Genomic DNA, 18,570 nt, shown 5'->3' with positions numbered 1-18,570 from the left:
CGATCCCTCAGACCGTCACCTCTGACGCAGTAGCGCGGGGGTCGCAGGAGGCACCGTGCTCACCGCGTTCGCCCGGGCGTTCAAGACGCCCGACCTGCGCAAGAAGCTGCTCTTCACGCTCGGCATCATCGTGCTGTTCCGGCTCGGGTCCCACGTACCGGTCCCCGGGGTGAGCTACAAGAACGTTCAGATCTGTGTGGAGCAGGCAGGCAGCAGCAATGGGCTGTTCGGCCTGGTCAACATGTTCAGCGGCGGTGCGCTGCTGCAGATCACGATCTTCGCGCTCGGCATCATGCCCTACATCACGGCGAGCATCATTCTGCAGCTGCTGACCGTGGTCATCCCGAAGCTGGAGGCCCTCAAGAAAGAGGGACAGTCCGGCACGGCGAAGATCACTCAGTACACGCGCTATTTGACGGTCGCCCTCGCGATCCTGCAGGGCACCGGCCTCGTCGCCACCGCTCGCACCGGTGCCCTCTTCGGCACCTGCCAGGTCGGCCGCGAGATCGTCCCGGACCGGTCGATCTTCACCACGGTCGTCATGGTGGTCACCATGACCGCCGGCACCTGCGTCGTCATGTGGCTCGGTGAGCTCATCACCGACCGCGGCATCGGCAACGGCATGTCGATCCTCATGTTCATCTCGATCGCCGCCGGCTTCATCGGCGCCCTCTGGCAGATCAAGCTCCAGGGCAAGATCGCTGACGGTTGGGTCGAGTTCGGTGTGGTCATGCTCGTCGGCCTCGCGATGGTCGGCCTGGTGGTCTTCGTCGAGCAGGCGCAGCGCCGGATCCCGGTCCAGTACGCGAAGCGCATGATCGGCCGCCGTGCGTACGGCGGTACCTCGACCTACATCCCGCTCAAGGTGAACCAGGCGGGCATCATCCCCGTCATCTTCGCCTCGTCGCTGCTCTACATCCCGGCGCTGGTCGTGCAGTTCAGCGGATCCCAGGCCGGCTGGGCCATCTGGATCCAGAAGCACTTCGTCAAGGGCGACCACCCGTACTACATCGCGGCCTACTTCCTCCTGATCGTGTTCTTCGCGTTCTTCTACGTGGCGATCTCGTTCAACCCCGAGGAAGTTGCAGACAACATGAAGAAGTATGGTGGGTTCATCCCGGGCATCCGCGCCGGTCGGCCCACCGCCGAGTACCTCAGCTACGTACTCAACCGGATCACCTGGCCGGGGTCGCTGTACCTGGGTCTCATCGCTCTTGTGCCGACGATGGCGTTGGCCGGCTTCGGAGCGAACCAGAACTTCCCGTTCGGCGGGACGAGCATCCTCATCATCGTGGGTGTGGGTCTGGAAACCGTGAAGCAGATCGAGAGCCAGCTCCAGCAGCGTAATTACGAAGGGTTCCTCCGCTGATGCGAATCGTCCTCGTTGGACCGCCCGGTGCGGGCAAGGGAACGCAGGCCGCGTTCCTCGCCAAGAACCTGTCGATTCCGCACATCTCCACGGGTGACCTGTTCCGGGCCAACATCAGCCAGGGCACCGAGCTGGGCAAGCAGGCGAAGGCGTACATGGACGCCGGCGACCTGGTGCCCGACGAAGTGACCATCGGCATGGCGAAGGACCGTATGGAGCAGTCGGACGCCGTGAACGGCTTCCTGCTCGACGGGTTCCCGCGCAACGTCTCGCAGGCCGAGGCGCTCGACGTGATGCTCCAGGCGGCGGGCATGAAGCTCGACGCCGTCCTCGACCTGGAGGTCGAGGAGGACGAGGTCGTCAAGCGGATCGCCGGTCGGCGGATCTGCCGCAACGAGTCCGCGCACGTCTTCCACGTGACGTACGCCCCGCCGAAGGCCGAGGGCGTCTGCGACACCTGCGGCGGCGAGCTGTACCAGCGCGGCGACGACTCCGAGGCCACGGTCCGCAACCGGCTGGAGGTCTACCACACGCAGACCGAGCCGATCATCGACTACTACAAGGCCCAGGGCCTGCTGGTGACCATCCCGGCCCTCGGTGAGGTCGCGGACGTCACGAAGCGCGCGATGGACGCCCTCAAGAAGTAGTAACCCTTTGTGCGCAGGTACGGCCGCGGTGTCCCCAGGACATCGCGGCCGTACTGTTGAGAAGACCTGAACAACGCAGATCCGAAGGTGGAAGGCATTTCCCATGGTCCAGATCAAGACCCCCGAGCAGATCGCGAAGATGCGCGAGGCAGGGCTGGTCGTCGCGGCGATCCACGCTGCGACCCGTGAGGCGGCCGTGCCGGGTGCCACGACGCGGGATCTGGACATGGTGGCCCGCAAGGTCATCGCGGACGCCGGGGCCAAGTCGAACTTCCTCGGCTACGGCGGCTTCCCCGCGACCATCTGCACCTCGGTGAACGAGGTCGTCGTCCACGGCATCCCCGACGACAAGACCGTCCTCAAGGACGGCGACATCATCTCGATCGACGCGGGCGCGATCGTGGACGGCTGGCACGGCGACGCCGCGTACACGGCCTTCGTGGGCACCGGGCACGCCCCTGAGCTCGTGGAGCTGTCCCGGGTGACCGAGGAGTCCATGTGGGCCGGGATCGCCGCCATGAAGCTCGGCAACCGTCTCGTGGACATCTCCAAGGCGATCGAGACGTACATCAAGCGCCAGCCCCGTCCCTCCACCGGTGAGCACAGCCTCGGCAAGTTCGGGATCATCGAGGACTACGGCGGCCACGGCATCGGGTCCGAGATGCACATGGACCCCCACCTGCTGAACTACGTCTCGCGCAAGCGGGGCAAGGGGATCAAGCTGGTTCCGGGCCTCTGCCTGGCGATCGAGCCCATGGTCTCCCTGGGAACCGCCCAGACGGAGGTCCTTTCGGACGACTGGACGGTCATCACGACGGACGGCACCTGGTCCTCGCACTGGGAGCACTCCATCGCGCTGACGGAGGCCGGTCCCATCGTCCTGACCAGCCCGGACTGTGGAAAGGCGAAGCTGGCGGAGTACGGAGTCACCACGGCTCCGGACCCCCTCGGTTAATGATCTAGACTCTGGGGCAAACTTTCCGGATTCGTCTTTCTGGGTGCCCTGACGTAGACTGACTCGTCGGCTCTCGTGCACTTCCATGCCTGCATGGCGCACGGAGCTGATCAAGGTAGCCGATTCGAAAGGCGAAGCGTGGCCAAGAAGCAAGGTGCCATCGAAATCGAGGGCACCGTGATCGAGTCCCTCCCGAACGCGATGTTCAAGGTGGAACTCCAGAACGGTCACAAGGTCCTCGCGCACATCAGCGGCAAGATGCGCATGCACTACATCCGCATCCTCCCCGATGACCGGGTCGTTGTGGAGCTGTCTCCGTACGACCTGACGCGTGGCCGGATCGTCTACCGATACAAGTAGATCTTGCTCTCACTCCTGCCTGGGCATCCGTCCCGGTGCGGGTGGTGGCACTGACCCGGAGAACCTCACCAACATGAAGGTCAAGCCGAGCGTCAAGAAGATCTGCGACAAGTGCAAGGTGATCCGCCGTCACGGCCGGGTCATGGTCATCTGCGACAACCTGCGCCACAAGCAGCGCCAGGGCTGACGCACGCCGACCGACCTGCCTTCCGCAGTTCTTCGCGCGACGTAAGAAAACGTACATACGCAGAACCCGCCCAGCCCTTCACGGGGCCGGCGGCACCTCCGGCGGGGGCCGGGGACCCGGGCGTACCATCACCCACTTCGGGGTGGTCGGCGGTCGGGGTCGGTTCTGCTGAAGACCCCCGAACACACAGGAGCCATTGAATGGCACGCGTTTCCGGTGTTGACATCCCGCGCGAAAAGCGCGTGGAGATCGCACTCACCTACGTCTTCGGTATCGGGCGCACCCGGTCCAAGGAGATCCTCGCCTCCACCGGCGTGAACCCGAACACCCGCGTTCGTGACCTGGCCGAAGAGGACCTCGTCAAGATCCGCGAGTACGTGGACGCCAACCTCCGTACCGAGGGTGACCTCCGCCGCGAGATCCAGGGCGACATCCGCCGCAAGATCGAGATCCAGTGCTACCAGGGTATCCGCCACCGTCGCGGCCTCCCGGTGCACGGTCAGCGCACCAGCACCAACGCGCGTACCCGCAAGGGCCCGCGTCGCGCGATCGCCGGTAAGAAGAAGCCGGGCAAGAAGTAGTCCTGTTCAGCGGTCTTGCGCTGTAGGACCGACCACCTCCCGTAGGAGATTTAGATGCCCCCCAAGGGTCGTCAGGGCGCTGCCAAGAAGGTGCGCCGCAAGGAAAAGAAGAACGTCGCTCACGGGCACGCCCACATCAAGAGCACGTTCAACAACACCATCGTTTCGATCACGGACCCGTCCGGCAACGTGATCTCCTGGGCCTCCGCCGGCCACGTCGGCTTCAAGGGCTCGCGCAAGTCCACCCCCTTCGCCGCGCAGATGGCCGCCGAGTCGGCCGCCCGTCGCGCGCAGGAGCACGGCATGCGCAAGGTTGACGTCTTCGTGAAGGGTCCGGGCTCCGGCCGCGAGACCGCGATCCGCTCCCTCCAGGCCACCGGCCTCGAGGTCGGCTCGATCCAGGACGTCACCCCCACCCCGCACAACGGCTGCCGCCCGCCGAAGCGCCGCCGCGTCTGACGCAGCGGACGCACCTGTGCGTTCTTGAGTGTCCGGGCGGTACGACCCCTTCGGGGGACGTGCCGCCCGTACCCTTGCAGTAGCCGTACCCCTGGTACGGCATCCCGTCGGGCGTCAAATAGTGGGCGTCCACGAATGAAGGAACACAGACATGCTTATCGCTCAGCGTCCTTCGCTGACCGAAGAGGTCGTCGACGAGTACCGCTCGCGGTTCGTGATCGAGCCGCTCGAGCCGGGCTTCGGTTACACCCTCGGCAACTCCCTGCGCCGTACCCTCCTGTCCTCCATCCCGGGTGCCGCTGTCACCAGCATCCGCGTGGACGGCGTCCTGCACGAGTTCACCACCGTGCCGGGCGTCAAGGAAGACGTCACCGACATCATCCTCAACATCAAGCAGCTGGTCGTCTCCTCGGAGCACGACGAGCCGGTCGTGATGTACCTGCGCAAGCAGGGTCCCGGCCTGGTCACCGCTGCTGACATCGCGCCCCCGGCCGGTGTCGAGGTGCACAACCCGGACCTGGTCCTCGCCACGCTCAACGGCAAGGGCAAGCTGGAGATGGAGCTGACCGTCGAGCGCGGTCGCGGCTACGTCTCCGCCGTCCAGAACAAGCAGCTGGGCCAGGAGATCGGCCGCATCCCGGTCGACTCCATCTACAGCCCGGTCCTCAAGGTCACCTACAAGGTCGAGGCGACCCGAGTCGAGCAGCGCACCGACTTCGACAAGCTGATCGTCGACGTCGAGACCAAGCAGGCCATGCGCCCGCGCGACGCCATGGCGTCCGCCGGTAAGACCCTGGTCGAGCTGTTCGGTCTGGCGCGCGAGCTCAACATCGACGCCGAGGGCATCGACATGGGCCCGTCCCCCACGGACGCCGCCCTGGCCGCCGACCTGGCGCTGCCGATCGAGGAGCTCGAGCTCACGGTCCGCTCGTACAACTGCCTCAAGCGCGAGGGCATCCACTCCGTGGGTGAGCTCGTCGCCCGCTCCGAGGCCGACCTGCTCGACATCCGCAACTTCGGTGCGAAGTCGATCGACGAGGTCAAGGCGAAGCTGGCCGGCATGGGCCTGGCCCTCAAGGACAGCCCGCCCGGATTCGACCCGACCGCCGCCGCCGACGCCTTCGGCGCCGACGACGACGCGGACGCCGGTTTCGTCGAGACCGAGCAGTACTGATCCATCCCGCCGCCGGCGGCCGGGGCCTTCGGCCCGGGTCGCCGGCCGGGCTTGGACCCAAAACACTTTCCCGCGGCATCCGCCTCGGGGGAACTGACACCGGTACCTGACACGGCCGGTGCAGATATGAAGGAGTAACACCATGCCGCGTCCCGCAAAGGGTGCCCGCCTGGGCGGTTCCGCCGCGCACGAGAAGCACCTCCTCGCGAACCTCGCGAAGTCGCTCTTCGAGCACGGCCGCATCACCACCACCGAGGCCAAGGCCCGCCGCCTGCGTCCCTACGCCGAGCGTCTGGTCACCAAGGCCAAGAAGGGCGACATCCACAACCGTCGCCTGGTGCTGCAGACGATCACGGACAAGAGCATCGTGCACACGCTGTTCACCGAGATCGCCCCGCGCTACGAGAACCGCCCCGGTGGTTACACGCGCATCACCAAGATCGGCAACCGTCGTGGCGACAACGCCCCGATGGCCGTGATCGAGCTGGTCGAGGCCCTCACGGTCGCCCAGCAGGCCACCGGTGAGGCCGAGGCCGCCACCAAGCGCGCGGTCAAGGAGGCGGAGGCCGTCGAGACCCCCGCCGAGGAGACCAAGGAGGCCTGATCCCCCGGGATCACGCTTGCTTGAACGGCTCTGAACGGGCCCGCCCCCTTCCGGGGCGGGCCCGTTCTGCTTTTGCCCGGCGGTATCGGCATTCTGAGAGGATCGGTCACGTGAGTGACGAGGTGGAGCCCGGGCACGTCCGGGTGCGGTTGGACCTGAGCTACGACGGCAAGGACTTCTCCGGCTGGGCGAAGCAGCGCGTGCTGCGGACCGTCCAGGGCGAGCTGGAGTCGGCCCTGCAGACCGTGATGCGGCTGTCCGAGCCGGTCGAGCTGACCGTGGCCGGGCGGACCGACGCCGGCGTGCACGCCCGCGGGCAGGTCGCCCAGTTCGACCTCGCCGAGGAGGTGTGGGCCGAGCACCACGACAAGCTGCTGCGCCGCCTCGCGGGCCGGCTGCCGCACGACGTACGGGTGTGGAAGGTCGCCGAGGCCCCCGAAGGCTTCAATGCGCGCTTCTCGGCCATCTGGCGCCGCTACGCCTACCGCGTCGGCGACCACCAGGGCGGCGTCGACCCGCTGCGCCGCGGGCACGTGCTCTGGCACCAGTGGCCGCTCGACGTGGACGCCATGAACGAGGCCGCCGCACCGCTGCTCGGTGAGCACGACTTCGCCGCGTACTGCAAGAAGCGCGAGGGCGCCACGACCATCCGTACCCTCCAGCAGCTCAGCTGGGAGCGCGCCGAGGACGGGATCATCACCGCGACCGTCCGCGCCGACGCCTTCTGCCACAACATGGTCCGTTCGCTGGTGGGCGCCCTGCTGCACGTCGGCGACGGGCACCGGCCCACCGACTGGCCCGGCAAGGTGCTGGCGGCCGCCGTACGGGACTCCTCGGTGCACGTGGTCAAGCCGCACGGCCTGACCTTGGAGGAGGTCGGCTACCCGGCGGACGAACTGTTGGCCGCCCGCAGCAAGGAAGCGCGCAACCTGCGGACGCTGCCGGGCGCCGGCTGCTGCTGACCGCCCCGCGGGCGTCCGGCTAATCCGTTTGGGCGGATCGGCGCCGGACCTGGACAATGCCCGGCATGGGACATCTCGAAGCCAGCCACCTGGAGTACTACCTTCCCGACGGGCGGGTACTGCTCCCTGACGTCTCCTTCCGCGTGGGGGAGGGGTCGGTCGTCGCGCTCGTCGGGGCGAACGGGGCCGGCAAGACCACCCTGCTGAAGATGATCTCCGGCGAGCTCCAGCCGCACGGCGGCGGCATCACCGTCTCCGGCGGCCTCGGCGTGATGTCGCAGTTCGTGGGTTCGGTGCGGGACGAGACGACCGTACGGGACCTGCTGGTCTCGGTGGCCCAGCCGCGCATCCGGGAGGCTGCCAAGGCGGTGGACCGCGCCGAGCAGCTGATCCTGACGGTGGACGACGAGGCCGCACAGATGGCCTACGCCCAGGCGCTGAGCGACTGGGCGGACGTCCAGGGGTACGAGGCGGAGACGCTGTGGGACGTCTGCACCATGGCCGCGCTGGCGATCCCGTACGACTCGGCGCAGTTCCGCGAGGTGCGCACGCTCTCGGGCGGTGAGCAGAAGCGCCTCGTGCTGGAGGCGCTGCTGCGCGGGCCCGACGAGGTGCTGCTGCTCGACGAACCGGACAACTATCTGGACGTTCCCGGCAAGCGCTGGCTGGAGGAGCAGCTGAAGGCCACCCGCAAGACGGTGCTCTTCGTCTCCCACGACCGGGAGCTGCTGACCCAGGCCGCCGAGAAGATCATCAGCCTGGAGGCGAGCCCGACGGGCTCCGACGTCTGGGTGCACGGCGCCGGCTTCGCCACGTACCACGACGCCCGCAAGGAGCGCTTCGCGCGCTTCGAGGAGCTCAAGCGGCGCTGGGACGAGGAGCACGCGCGGCTGAGGGCGCTGGTGCTGCGGCTGCGCAACCAGGCCGCGAGCAGCCCCGACATGGCCTCGCGGTACCACGCGATGCAGACCCGCTTCAAGAAGTTCGAGGACGCCGGCCCGCCGCCGGAGCCGCCGCGGGAGCAGGACATCAAGATGCGGCTCAAGGGCGGCCGCACGGGCGTGCGCGCCCTGACCGTGGAGAACCTGGAGCTGACCGGCCTGATGAAGCCCTTCTCCTTGGAGGTCTTCTACGGGGAGCGGGTCGCGGTCCTCGGTTCGAACGGCTCGGGCAAGTCGCACTTCCTGCGTCTGCTGGCCGGTGAGGACGTCAAGCACACCGGTGACTGGAAGCTGGGCGCGCGGGTGGTTCCCGGCCATTTCGCGCAGACCCACGCCCACCCGGAGCTCTTCGGGCGGACCCTCGTCGACATCCTGTGGACCGAAGCGGCGAAGCCCCTGGGGCAGGCGATGGGGGCCCTGCGCCGGTACGAGCTGGAGCGCCAGGGCGACCAGCCGTTCGAGAAGCTCTCGGGCGGACAGCAGGCGCGCTTCCAGATCCTGCTGCTGGAGCTGGCGGGCACCACGGCGCTGCTGCTGGACGAGCCGACGGACAACCTGGACCTGGAGTCGGCGGAGGCGCTGCAGGACGGACTGGAGGCGTACGACGGCACTGTGCTGTGCGTCACGCACGACCGCTGGTTCGCGCGCACATTTGACCGTTACCTGGTCTTCGGTTCGGACGGTGTTGTGCGGGAGACTCAGGAACCCGTCTGGGACGAACGTAGAGTCGAACGCAAGCGCTAGGGGGGCGGCTGACCGTTGCCCCCTCGGTCGAGTGAGGGGCAGGCGTCGTGGGGCTGCGGCCGAGCATCTGGCTGATGAAGTGGGAGAACCAGGGCCTGGGGGACCGGGGTGCCGGGGACGGGGGTCCGGGGGACGGGGGAGCCGGGAGCAGGCTGATCGGCTGGCTGCTCCAGCCGGCCGCCCGGTCCTGGCAGGTGGTCTCCCTCGCGGTGCTGCTCGGGATCGCCGTCTCCACGAGCCTGCGGGCGAACTGGGGCTCCGACAACGCGTTCGTGGTCAAGGCCGCGCAGACGCTGCTGGAGGGCGGGTCCCCCTACGAGGACAAGCGCTTCCTCTACCTGCCCAGTGCCGTGCTCATGGCTGTTCCCGAGGCGCTGCTGCCGCGCGAGGTGCTGCGGTGGTTGCTGCCGCTCGGGATGTCGGGGCTGCTGGGCGTCGGCTGGCTCGCCGCGCTGCGGATATTCGCGGTGCCGCTGCGCTCGCGCTTCGCGGTCGGCGGCCTCGCGCTGTTCGCCCTCGCGTACAAGCCGTACGTCAACCTCGTGCTGATCGGCAACTGGACCGCCATCTCGGCGGCCGCCCTGCCGGTGGCGCTGCTGCTCGCGCAGCGGCGCTCGTGGGGGTCGGCCGGGCTGGTGGTGGGGCTCGCGATCGCGTGCAAGCCGATGCTCGTGCCCCTCGGACTGCTCTTCCTGGTCGCCCGCCGGTGGCGGGCGCTGGCCGCGGCCGTGCTGGTGCCGCTGGGGTTCTCGCTGGCCGGCGCGCTGGTGATGCCGAGCCCGTCGCTGTTCTTCACCAAGACCCTGCCCTTCCTGCTCCATGGGCAGGACTCGTACGCGCTGCCGTGGGACGCCTCGCCGATCGCCGTGCTGCCGCGGCTGGGCGTGCCGGCGCCGCTGGCGGTGCTGGTGGCCTTCGCGGGAGCCGGGGCGGGCCTGTGGGCGGCCTGGGTGCGGTGGCGGCGGGAGGACGCCGACGGGGGCGAGCTGCGCCTGGTGGAGACGGCCTGCATGGTGATGCTCGCCGCATTCCTGGTGTCGCGGCCGTCCTTCGACCACTACCTGCTGGTGGTCCTGCCGCTGCTGATGGCCTCGGTGGTGCGGCCGGACGCGGCGGCGCGTTCGCCCTGGTTCTGGGCGGTGCTGGGGCCCCAGGTGGCGGGCATTCCGTGGCCGTCCGAGCTGGAGGCCAAGCGGCGCGCGTTCAAGGACTGCGCCACCCTGTGCGGGCTCGCGTTCGTGTTGGCGCGTCGTGCACTGCGCTCGGGACGGGTTACTCTGGAGCTCGTAACAACTGCGGGGTCCCCACCCAGGACCGAACCGGAGTGCGCCGCGACGCCAGCAGAATCGGCATCGCGGACCGCGTTTTGACCCGTACGGGTCTGCTTGGGTACCCTGCTGGTTTGTTATGCGTATTGGCTTTCTCATTCTCACGTGAAAGGGCCTTGCGCCGGTCCACCGGACCGATGACCAGCAGCTTCACGCGGGTGCGTCCCCGCTGTGAACGAGGGCTGTCGTGATCGTCCGTGGTGACCCTGTCAGGACCTTCCCGTGGGGCTTGTGCCCTTGGGATACCACCACTGAAGAAGCGAAGGCATACGCGTGCGTACGTTCAGCCCCAAGCCCGGCGACATCTCGCGCCAGTGGCTCGTCATCGACGCCCAGGACGTTGTCCTCGGCCGTCTGGCGACCCAGGCCGCTGCCCTCCTGAAGGGCAAGCACAAGCCGACCTACGCCCCCCACATGGACATGGGTGACTTCGTCGTCATCATCAACGCCGACAAGGTGCACCTGTCCGGTAACAAGGCGTCGCAGAAGATGGCGTACCGCCACTCCGGCTACCCGGGCGGTCTCCGCTCGGTGCGCTACGACGACCTCCTGGCGAACAACCCGGAGAAGGCCGTCGAGAAGGCCATCAAGGGCATGCTCCCCAAGAACACCCTGGGCCGTCAGATGCTCTCGAAGCTGAAGGTCTACTCGGGCGACCAGCACCCCCACGCTGCCCAGCAGCCGGTGCCGTTCGAGATCACCCAGGTCGCGCAGTAGTTCCGGCCACCCCCTAAGACGTAGAAAATTCTGAGGAGCATCGTGGCCGAGACCACCGCCGAGACGACCGTCGAAGAGTTCGAGGGCAACGTCGAGGAGTACACCAGCGAGTCTGAGGTCGTCGTCGAGGGCGACTACACCTCCGAGTCCCTTGCCGGTCGCTTCGGCGACCCCCAGCCGGCCGCCGGCCTGGGCCGTCGCAAGAACGCCATCGCCCGCGTCCGGATCGTTCCGGGCACCGGCAAGTGGAAGATCAACGGCCGCACCCTTGAGGACTACTTCCCCAACAAGGTGCACCAGCAGGAAGTCAACGAGCCCTTCAAGCTCCTCGAGCTTGACGGTCGCTACGACGTCATCGCCCGCATCTCGGGTGGCGGCGTGTCCGGCCAGGCCGGCGCCCTGCGCCTCGGTGTGGCCCGTGCGCTGAACGAGGCGGACGTGGACAACAACCGTCCGGCGCTGAAGAAGGCCGGCTTCCTCTCCCGCGACGACCGTGCGGTCGAGCGCAAGAAGGCCGGTCTCAAGAAGGCCCGTAAGGCTCCGCAGTACAGCAAGCGTTAATCTGCGCCTGCTGTTCTGCAACGAAACCGCCCCGGCAGCACTCTCTGTGCTGCCGGGGCGGTTCGTTTACCGCCACAAGCGGCAAATATCTGTCACAAGCGGTCATAACGCGAAGCGGAAACTCGGGAGGACAACAGTGGGACGACTCTTCGGGACGGACGGTGTACGCGGCGTCGCCAACGCGGATCTGACGGCGGAGCTCGCGCTCGGCCTCTCCGTGGCGGCTGCCCACGTACTGGCCGAAGCGGGCACCTTCGAGGGCCATCGGGCGACCGCGGTGGTCGGCCGGGACCCCCGTGCCTCCGGCGAATTCCTGGAGGCCGCGGTCGTGGCCGGCCTCGCGAGCGCGGGCGTGGACGTCCTGCGCGTCGGTGTGCTGCCCACCCCGGCGGTGGCGTATCTCACCGGTGCGCTGGGCGCCGACCTCGGCGTGATGCTCTCCGCCAGCCACAACGCCATGCCCGACAACGGCATCAAGTTCTTCGCGCGCGGCGGCCACAAGCTCGCCGACGAGCTGGAGGACCGCATCGAGTCGACCTACGAGCAGCACCGCACCGGAGCCCCCTGGGACCGGCCCACCGGCTCCGGCGTCGGCCGCGTCTCGGACTACACCGAAGGCTTCGACCGGTACGTCGCCCACCTCATCGGTGTCCTCCCGAACCGCCTCGAAGGCCTGAAGGTCGTCCTCGACGAGGCCCACGGCGCGGCCGCGTACGTCTCGCCCGAGGCCTTCACCCGGGCCGGCGCGGAGATCGTCACGATCGGCGCCGAGCCCAACGGCCTCAACATCAACGACGGCTGCGGCTCCACCCACCTCGGCCTGCTCAAGGCGGCCGTGGTCGAGCACGGTGCCGACTTCGGCATCGCGCACGACGGCGACGCCGACCGGTGCCTGGCCGTGGACGGCTCCGGCGAGGAGATCGACGGCGACCAGATCCTCGCCGTGCTGGCCCTGGCCATGCGCGAGGCCGGCCAGCTCCGCGAGAACACCGTGGTCGGCACCGTGATGTCCAACCTGGGCTTCAAGCTGGCCATGGAGGCCGAGGGCATCCAGGTCGTGCAGACCGGGGTCGGCGACCGCTACGTGCTGGAGTCGATGAAGGAGCACGGCTACGCGCTCGGCGGCGAGCAGTCCGGCCACGTGATCATCCTCGACCACGCGACGACCGGCGACGGCACGCTGACCGGCCTGCTGCTGGCGGCGCGCGTCGCCGCCACCGGCAAGTCCCTCGCCGAACTGGCGGGCGTCATGCAGCGGCTGCCGCAGGTGCTCATCAACGTTCCCGACGTGGACAAGTCCCGCGTCACCACCTCCGCCGAGCTGGCCGCGGCCGTCGCCGACGCGGAGCGCGAGCTGGGCACCACCGGGCGGGTGCTGCTGCGCTCCTCCGGTACGGAGCCGCTCGTACGCGTGATGGTCGAGGCCGCCGACATCGAGCAGGCCCGGTCGGTCGCCGGCCGCCTCGCGGACGTCGTGAAGTCCGCACTGGGCTAGAAGCGGTCTAACGGGCTCCGCCCGGCCTGCGTGGCGCACCCGGCTTCCGGACCATCCGGCCCTGCTGGGTGCGCCACAGCAGTTTCCAGCAGATGAGGGTGGCCGTTCCGGCGAGGATGATGCCGCCCAGGTTCAGCGCCAGCTGCACGGCCGATCCCCACATCTGGGAGAAGTCGCCGTAGCTGAGGGCCACCGCCGCGTTCGCGCCCGCCGGGACGGTGGTGACGGAGATCGCCACGCCCACCAGCGCACCGGCCTTCGCCGAGGTCAGCGACAGCATGCCGGCGACACCGGCGAGCAGCGCCACGACGAAGGAGAACGGGTCGGGCTGCCAGATGAAGCTGGTGTTCGGCCGGGGGTTCTCCAGCATGGCCTCGTCGAACAGACCGAGGGCGGTCATCGCCAGACTGAAGACCGTCGTCGCCACGATCGCCGCCGTGAACCCGACGAACAGCGCGAAGAGCGAGCGCCCGGCGAGCCGGGGCTCGCGCTGGACCAGACCCGTGCAGATGCCGGCGAGCGGTCCGAACTCCGGGCCGACCGCCATGGCGCCCACGATCAGGATCGCGTTGTCCAGGACCACACCGCAGGCCGCGATCATCGTCGCCACGATCATGAAGGCGCCGTAGGTGATGGTGAGGGTGGACTCCTCGTGCGTCGACTCGGCGAGCTGCTCCCAGATCACCGCGTCGGCCGCCTCGCCCGGCGCCTCCTCCTCGGCGTCGTCGGCGCGTTTGGAGATCGACAGGTCGATGTGCTGGACGGCGATCGAACCGGCCTCGTCGATGCCGAGCGAGCGCATCTCCTGGAGCAGTTCGTCGGCCGACTCGCGGGCGACGTCGCACAGGACGAGATCGCCCTCGGGGTCGCGGGCGGCGCCGGTCAGCACGACCAGATGGGCGGTCCCGACCGTCCGGTCGATCAGCGCCACCACCCGCTCGGTGAGGTGACGCGGGGTGATCATCCGCAGATGCAGCATTTGCGCACCCTAGCGACTGCGGGCTAGAGCTTGCGGAGGCTCAGCTTCTGCACCTTGTGGTCCGGTCCCTTGCGGACGACGAGGGTGGCCCGGCCGCGGGTGGGCGCCACGTTCTCCAGCAGGTTGGGCCGGTTGATCGTGCGCCACATCGTCTGCGCGTACTCCAGGGCCTCCTCCTCGGAGACCTGGGTGTACTTGCGGAAGTAGGAGAAGGGGTTCTGGAACGCGGTCGCGCGCAGCTTCCGGAAGCGGTTCAGGTACCAGCGCTCGATGTCCTCGGGGCGCGCGTCCACGTACACGCTGAAGTCGAAGTAGTCGGCGAGGGCGACGCGGGTGCGGCCGTCCGTGCCGGGGAGGGCCGGCTGGAGCACGTTGAGGCCCTCGACGATGAGGATGTCCGGGCGGCGGACGACGAGTTCCTCGCCGGGGACGATGTCGTAGATCAGGTGCGAGTAGACCGGGGCCCGCACCTCGTCCTTGCCGGCCTTGATGTCGGCGACGAAGCGGGTGAGCGCGCGGCGGTCGTAGGACTCCGGGAACCCCTTGCGGGAGGTCAGCCCACGCCGCTGGAGCTCCTTCATCGGGTAGAGGAAGCCGTCGGTGGTGACCAGCTCCACGCGCGGGTGCTCGGGCCAGCGGGCCAGCAGGGCCTGCAGCAGGCGCGCCACCGTGGACTTGCCGACGGCGACCGAACCGGCGACCCCTATGACGAAGGGGGTGCCCTGCTGGGCGCCGTGCCCGTTGCCCGCGTCACCGAGGAAGGTGTTGAGGGTGCCGCGCAGGTTGCTGGTGGCGCCGACGTAGAGGTTCAGGAGCCGGGACAGCGGGAGGTAGACGTCGCGGACTTCGTCGAGGTCGATGACGTCACCGAGGCCGCGCAGCCGCTCCACCTCGTCGGCGGTCAGCGGTAGCGGGGTCCGCTCGCGCAGGGCGCTCCACTCGGCGCGGGTGAGGTCGACGTAGGGCGAGGCCTCGTGGCCCCGGCGGTGTGCGGGGCGCGTGGGGTGCCCGTCCCGGCCGGTGCGCTCCGTTGCGTTGTCCGGCGTGTTGCTTCGTGGCGGCGAAGTGATCACACCGCCATTGTCGGGGCTCCGGGGCGGTTGTGGGTGGTGTGGTCGGTCACGTGTGCAGCAGCAGCCGCCGTTGCCGGACGGGCCCCGGCCGGTCCGGCAACGGTTGTACGCCGGGTGGTTTCGATTGGAAATTCCTGGGGTCTCGTCCGGGTCACGATCGACCGTGATCACCGCCCGCGGCAACGCAGTGATCCACGGCCCCGTACATTGTTGATCACCGCAGTCACGTCCACGCCCCGCTTCCGGGGCGCGTTTCGCGCTGCGCTGTCGTAGTCGTAGTCGTATCCATGGGGGAGTCTTCTCGTGCGCAACGCTCTTGTCCGTCGTACCGTCCTGACCGCGTCCGCGGTGTCCCTGACCCTGCTGGCCACCGCCTGCGGCTCGGACAAGGCCGACACCAAGGCGGACACCAAGCCGTCCGGGGCCGCATCGTCCGCTCCCGCCGCCGCGGCGGCCAAGGGCAAGACCGACGCCGAGCTGGCGCCGCTCCTGCTGACCCAGGCCGACGCCCCGAAGGACAGCCTCGTCAAGGCGCCGACCGCGAAGCAGGTCGCTGACCTCGCGGCCACCACCGACAAGGCCGAGTGCAAGCCGCTCGTCCAGGCCTCGTCGATGGCGCCCCAGGGCACCTCCACCGGCGTCGCCCGCACCCAGGTCGGCGGCACCTCCGGCAAGGCCGCCGACCCCAACGCGTCCGAGGCGGACAAGCTGAAGGCCGGCATGGAGATGCTCCTCGGCGCCACCGGCACCTCCGTGACCCTCACCTCCTACGACGCCAAGGGCGCTGAGGAGGCGTTCACCGCCTTCAAGGCGGCGGGCACCGCCTGCGCCGGCGGGTACACGATGAAGCAGGACGGCGAGGACCTGAAGATCAACAAGGTGGTGGCGGGCGACGCCGTCACGGCCGGCGACGAGGCGGTGTCCTTCCTGGCGGACTTCGGCGACGCCGAGACCCCGGTGGCGGGCCAGGTGGTCGTGGTGCGCAAGGGCAACACCCTCGCCACCTTCTCGGTGCAGAACGCCGCCGGCAAGCCGGTGCTCTCGAAGGACATCGTCGACGCCCAGGTCAAGAAGCTCGGCTGATCCCTGTCCGACCAGACGTCGACCCCGCCCCGGCGCGTTCGCCGGGGCGGGGTTTTCGTCTTGTTCCGCTACGGGGCAGACGGCCAACTACGGCGTACGCTGCGGCCTATGTGCGGAATTGTGGGTTACGTGGGAGCGCAGTCGGCGCTCGATGTGGTCATCGCCGGACTCAAGCGGCTGGAATACCGCGGCTACGACTCGGCCGGGGTCGCCGTACTCGCGGACGGCAGCCTGGCGGCCGTCAAGAAGGCGGGGAAACTCGTCAATCTGGAGAAGGAGCTGGTCGGGCACCCGCTGCCGACCGGTTCCACGGGGCTCGGGCACACCCGGTGGGCGACCCACGGCGGGCCCACCGACGCCAACGCCCACCCGCACCTCGACAACTCGGGGCGCGTGGCCGTCGTGCACAACGGCATCATCGAGAACTTCGCCGCGCTCCGGGCCGAGCTGGCCGAGCGCGGACACCGGCTGGAGTCCGAGACGGACACCGAGGTCGTGGCGCACCTGCTGGCGGAGCAGTTCTCGGCCACCGGCGATCTCGCGGAGGCCATGCGGCAGGTGTGCCGGCGCCTGGAGGGCGCCTTCACCCTGGTCGCCGTGCACGCCGACGAGCCGGACGTGGTGGTCGGCGCGCGCCGGAACTCGCCCCTGGTGGTGGGCGTTGGAGAAGGCGAGAACTTCCTCGCCTCGGACGTGGCCGCGTTCATCGCCCACACGCGGTCCGCGATCGAGCTGGGGCAGGACCAGGTCGTCGAGCTCCGCCGCGAGGGCGTCTCGGTGACCAACTTCGACGGTTCGGTCGCTACCGTGCGGGCGTACCACGTGGACTGGGACGCCTCGGCGGCCGAGAAGGGGGGTTATGACTACTTCATGCTCAAGGAGATCGCCGAGCAGCCGAAGGCCGTCGCCGACACCCTCCTGGGCAGGATCGACGCGAGCGGCTCGCTGACCCTGGACGAGGTGCGCATCCCCGTCTCGGTGCTCAGGGAGGTCGACAAGGTCGTGATCGTGGCGTGCGGTACGGCGTACCACGCGGGCATGATCGCGAAGCTGGCCATCGAGCACTGGACCCGCATCCCGTGCGAGACGGAGCTGGCGAGCGAGTTCCGCTACCGCGACCCGATCCTGGACCAGCGGACGCTGGTGGTCGCGATCTCGCAGTCCGGCGAGACCATGGACACCCTGATGGCGCTGCGGCACGCGCGCGAGCAGGGGGCCAAGGTGCTGGCCATCTGCAATACGAACGGGTCGACGATCCCGCGCGAATCGGATGCGGTCCTCTACACGCACGCCGGTCCCGAGGTGGCCGTCGCCTCGACCAAGGCCTTCCTGACGCAGCTGGTGGCCTGCTACCTGGTCGCGCTCTACCTCGGACAGGTCCGGGGCACGAAGTGGGGCGACGAGATCGAGGCCGTGATCCGGGAGCTGTCGGACATTGCCGCGGCGGTGGACACCGTCCTGGAGACCATGGAGCCGGTACGGGAGCTCGCGCGCTCCCTGGCCGACAAGAACACCGTGCTCTTCCTGGGACGGCACGTCGGGTACCCGGTGGCGCTGGAGGGCGCGCTCAAGCTCAAGGAGCTGGCGTACATGCACGCCGAGGGCTTCGCGGCGGGCGAGCTCAAGCACGGGCCGATCGCGCTGATCGAGAAGGACCTGCCGGTGGTGGTGGTCGTCCCGTCGCCGCGCGGCCGTTCCGTGCTCCACGACAAGATCGTGTCGAACATCCAGGAGATCCGGGCGCGCGGGGCGCGGACCATCGTCATCGCCGAGGAGGGCGACGAGGCGGTCGTCCCCTACGCCGACCACCTGATCCGGATCCCCGCGACGCCGACGCTGCTCCAGCCGCTGGTGGCGACGGTGCCGTTGCAGGTGTTCGCGTGCGAACTGGCGACGGCGCGCGGCAACGAGGTGGACCAGCCGCGTAACCTCGCCAAGTCGGTGACCGTGGAGTAGCAGTCGGCCAGTGGAGTTGTCGTTGTGATTATCGGCGTCGGGATCGACGTAGCGGAGATCGAGCGGTTCGGCGCGGCGCTGGAGCGCACGCCGAACCTGGCCGGACGGCTGTTCGTCGACGCCGAGTTGACGCTGCCGAGCGGCGAGCGGCGCGGGATCGCCTCGCTCGCCGCGCGGTTCGCCGCCAAGGAGGCCCTCGCCAAGGCGCTCGGCGCGCCCGCCGGCATGCTGTGGACCGACGCCGAGGTGTACGTCGAGGACAGCGGGCAGCCGCGGCTGCGGGTGTCCGGAACGGTCGAGGCGCGGGCGCTGGCGCTGGGCGTGAAGTCCTGGCACATCTCGCTCAGCCACGACGCCGGTGTCGCCTCCGCCGTGGTGATCGCAGAGGGTTAGTC

Annotated in this window: 20 protein-coding genes; 18 read left to right on the top strand and 2 right to left on the bottom strand. The window is 68.9% G+C overall.

Features of this window, described 5'->3' with window-relative positions; translation table 11 throughout:
* Positions 1 to 55 precede the first annotated feature (55 nt).
* The 15 genes from secY (at position 56) to glmM (ending at position 13,084) form a co-directional block, all read left to right on the top strand.
* Complete coding sequence (secY, locus tag OG386_RS19120) at positions 56 to 1,369, top strand: preprotein translocase subunit SecY (RefSeq protein ID WP_327383753.1); 1,314 nt, start codon at positions 56 to 58, stop codon at positions 1,367 to 1,369.
* Positions 1,369 to 2,016 carry an adenylate kinase gene (locus tag OG386_RS19115; protein ID WP_266603920.1) on the top strand — a complete coding sequence of 216 codons (648 nt, stop codon included), beginning with the start codon at positions 1,369 to 1,371 and terminating at the stop codon, positions 2,014 to 2,016. The genes secY and OG386_RS19115 overlap by 1 nt, the downstream gene beginning before the upstream one ends.
* A gap of 103 nt (positions 2,017 to 2,119) precedes the next feature.
* Complete coding sequence (gene map / locus OG386_RS19110) at positions 2,120 to 2,971, top strand: type I methionyl aminopeptidase (RefSeq protein ID WP_189733350.1); 852 nt, start codon at positions 2,120 to 2,122, stop codon at positions 2,969 to 2,971.
* Between the two features lie 138 nt (positions 2,972 to 3,109).
* Positions 3,110 to 3,331, top strand: a complete 222-nt coding sequence (infA, locus tag OG386_RS19105) for a translation initiation factor IF-1 (RefSeq protein WP_003956442.1) — start codon at positions 3,110 to 3,112, stop codon at positions 3,329 to 3,331.
* 73 nt (positions 3,332 to 3,404) lie between these two features.
* Entirely contained in the window at positions 3,405 to 3,518 is a 114-nt protein-coding gene (gene rpmJ, locus OG386_RS19100; RefSeq protein WP_003956441.1) for a 50S ribosomal protein L36, read from the top strand.
* 200 nt (positions 3,519 to 3,718) lie between these two features.
* The gene (gene rpsM / locus OG386_RS19095) at positions 3,719 to 4,099 is read left to right on the top strand and encodes a 30S ribosomal protein S13 (RefSeq protein WP_007265919.1); all 381 of its coding nucleotides are present in this window, start codon (positions 3,719 to 3,721) and stop codon (positions 4,097 to 4,099) included.
* Between the two features lie 54 nt (positions 4,100 to 4,153).
* Complete coding sequence (rpsK, locus tag OG386_RS19090) at positions 4,154 to 4,558, top strand: 30S ribosomal protein S11 (RefSeq protein WP_003956432.1); 405 nt, start codon at positions 4,154 to 4,156, stop codon at positions 4,556 to 4,558.
* Positions 4,559 to 4,709: 151 nt separating this feature from the next.
* Positions 4,710 to 5,732, top strand: a complete 1,023-nt coding sequence (locus OG386_RS19085) for a DNA-directed RNA polymerase subunit alpha (protein ID WP_007265920.1) — start codon at positions 4,710 to 4,712, stop codon at positions 5,730 to 5,732.
* Between the two features lie 142 nt (positions 5,733 to 5,874).
* Entirely contained in the window at positions 5,875 to 6,336 is a 462-nt protein-coding gene (gene rplQ, locus OG386_RS19080; RefSeq protein ID WP_030008477.1) for a 50S ribosomal protein L17, read from the top strand.
* Positions 6,337 to 6,446: 110 nt separating this feature from the next.
* Positions 6,447 to 7,298: a tRNA pseudouridine(38-40) synthase TruA gene (gene truA, locus OG386_RS19075; RefSeq protein ID WP_327383750.1), complete on the top strand. Its 852-nt coding sequence runs from the start codon at positions 6,447 to 6,449 to the stop codon at positions 7,296 to 7,298.
* Between the two features lie 56 nt (positions 7,299 to 7,354).
* Complete coding sequence (locus OG386_RS19070) at positions 7,355 to 8,983, top strand: ABC-F family ATP-binding cassette domain-containing protein (protein ID WP_328789169.1); 1,629 nt, start codon at positions 7,355 to 7,357, stop codon at positions 8,981 to 8,983.
* Between the two features lie 74 nt (positions 8,984 to 9,057).
* Positions 9,058 to 10,353 carry a glycosyltransferase family 87 protein gene (locus tag OG386_RS19065; protein ID WP_328789168.1) on the top strand — a complete coding sequence of 432 codons (1,296 nt, stop codon included), beginning with the start codon at positions 9,058 to 9,060 and terminating at the stop codon, positions 10,351 to 10,353.
* Positions 10,354 to 10,584: 231 nt separating this feature from the next.
* Positions 10,585 to 11,028 carry a 50S ribosomal protein L13 gene (rplM, locus tag OG386_RS19060; RefSeq protein WP_266603932.1) on the top strand — a complete coding sequence of 148 codons (444 nt, stop codon included), beginning with the start codon at positions 10,585 to 10,587 and terminating at the stop codon, positions 11,026 to 11,028.
* A 42-nt stretch (positions 11,029 to 11,070) separates the two neighbouring features.
* Positions 11,071 to 11,589 (top strand): 30S ribosomal protein S9, encoded by a 519-nt coding sequence (gene rpsI / locus OG386_RS19055; RefSeq protein ID WP_030388851.1) that lies wholly within the window; start codon positions 11,071 to 11,073, stop codon positions 11,587 to 11,589.
* 136 nt (positions 11,590 to 11,725) lie between these two features.
* Positions 11,726 to 13,084, top strand: a complete 1,359-nt coding sequence (glmM, locus tag OG386_RS19050; protein ID WP_328789167.1) for a phosphoglucosamine mutase — start codon at positions 11,726 to 11,728, stop codon at positions 13,082 to 13,084.
* Positions 13,085 to 13,091: 7 nt separating this feature from the next.
* Here glmM and OG386_RS19045 read toward each other — a convergent pair whose 3' ends face one another.
* Both OG386_RS19045 and coaA read right to left on the bottom strand, forming a co-directional pair.
* Complete coding sequence (locus OG386_RS19045; RefSeq protein WP_328789165.1) at positions 13,092 to 14,063, bottom strand: DUF389 domain-containing protein; 972 nt, start codon at positions 14,061 to 14,063, stop codon at positions 13,092 to 13,094.
* A 23-nt stretch (positions 14,064 to 14,086) separates the two neighbouring features.
* Positions 14,087 to 15,136, bottom strand: coding sequence for a type I pantothenate kinase (gene coaA / locus OG386_RS19040; protein ID WP_327383742.1), 1,050 nt, complete (start codon positions 15,134 to 15,136; stop codon positions 14,087 to 14,089).
* A gap of 303 nt (positions 15,137 to 15,439) precedes the next feature.
* Here coaA and OG386_RS19035 point away from each other — a divergent pair, with 303 nt between their 5' ends.
* From OG386_RS19035 to OG386_RS19025, 3 genes are all read left to right on the top strand, one after another.
* Positions 15,440 to 16,219 carry a hypothetical protein gene (locus tag OG386_RS19035; RefSeq protein ID WP_328789163.1) on the top strand — a complete coding sequence of 260 codons (780 nt, stop codon included), beginning with the start codon at positions 15,440 to 15,442 and terminating at the stop codon, positions 16,217 to 16,219.
* 108 nt (positions 16,220 to 16,327) lie between these two features.
* Positions 16,328 to 18,175 (top strand): glutamine--fructose-6-phosphate transaminase (isomerizing), encoded by a 1,848-nt coding sequence (gene glmS, locus OG386_RS19030; RefSeq protein WP_328789161.1) that lies wholly within the window; start codon positions 16,328 to 16,330, stop codon positions 18,173 to 18,175.
* Positions 18,176 to 18,199: 24 nt separating this feature from the next.
* Positions 18,200 to 18,568: a holo-ACP synthase gene (locus OG386_RS19025; RefSeq protein ID WP_266603945.1), complete on the top strand. Its 369-nt coding sequence runs from the start codon at positions 18,200 to 18,202 to the stop codon at positions 18,566 to 18,568.
* Positions 18,569 to 18,570: the final 2 nt, after the last annotated feature.

The sequence above is a fragment of the Streptomyces sp. NBC_00273 genome (genome assembly GCF_036178145.1).
GTDB lineage: Bacteria > Actinomycetota > Actinomycetes > Streptomycetales > Streptomycetaceae > Streptomyces.
The sequence above is the reverse complement of the archived record's forward strand: the minus strand, read 5'-3'. Positions and strand labels throughout refer to the sequence as shown.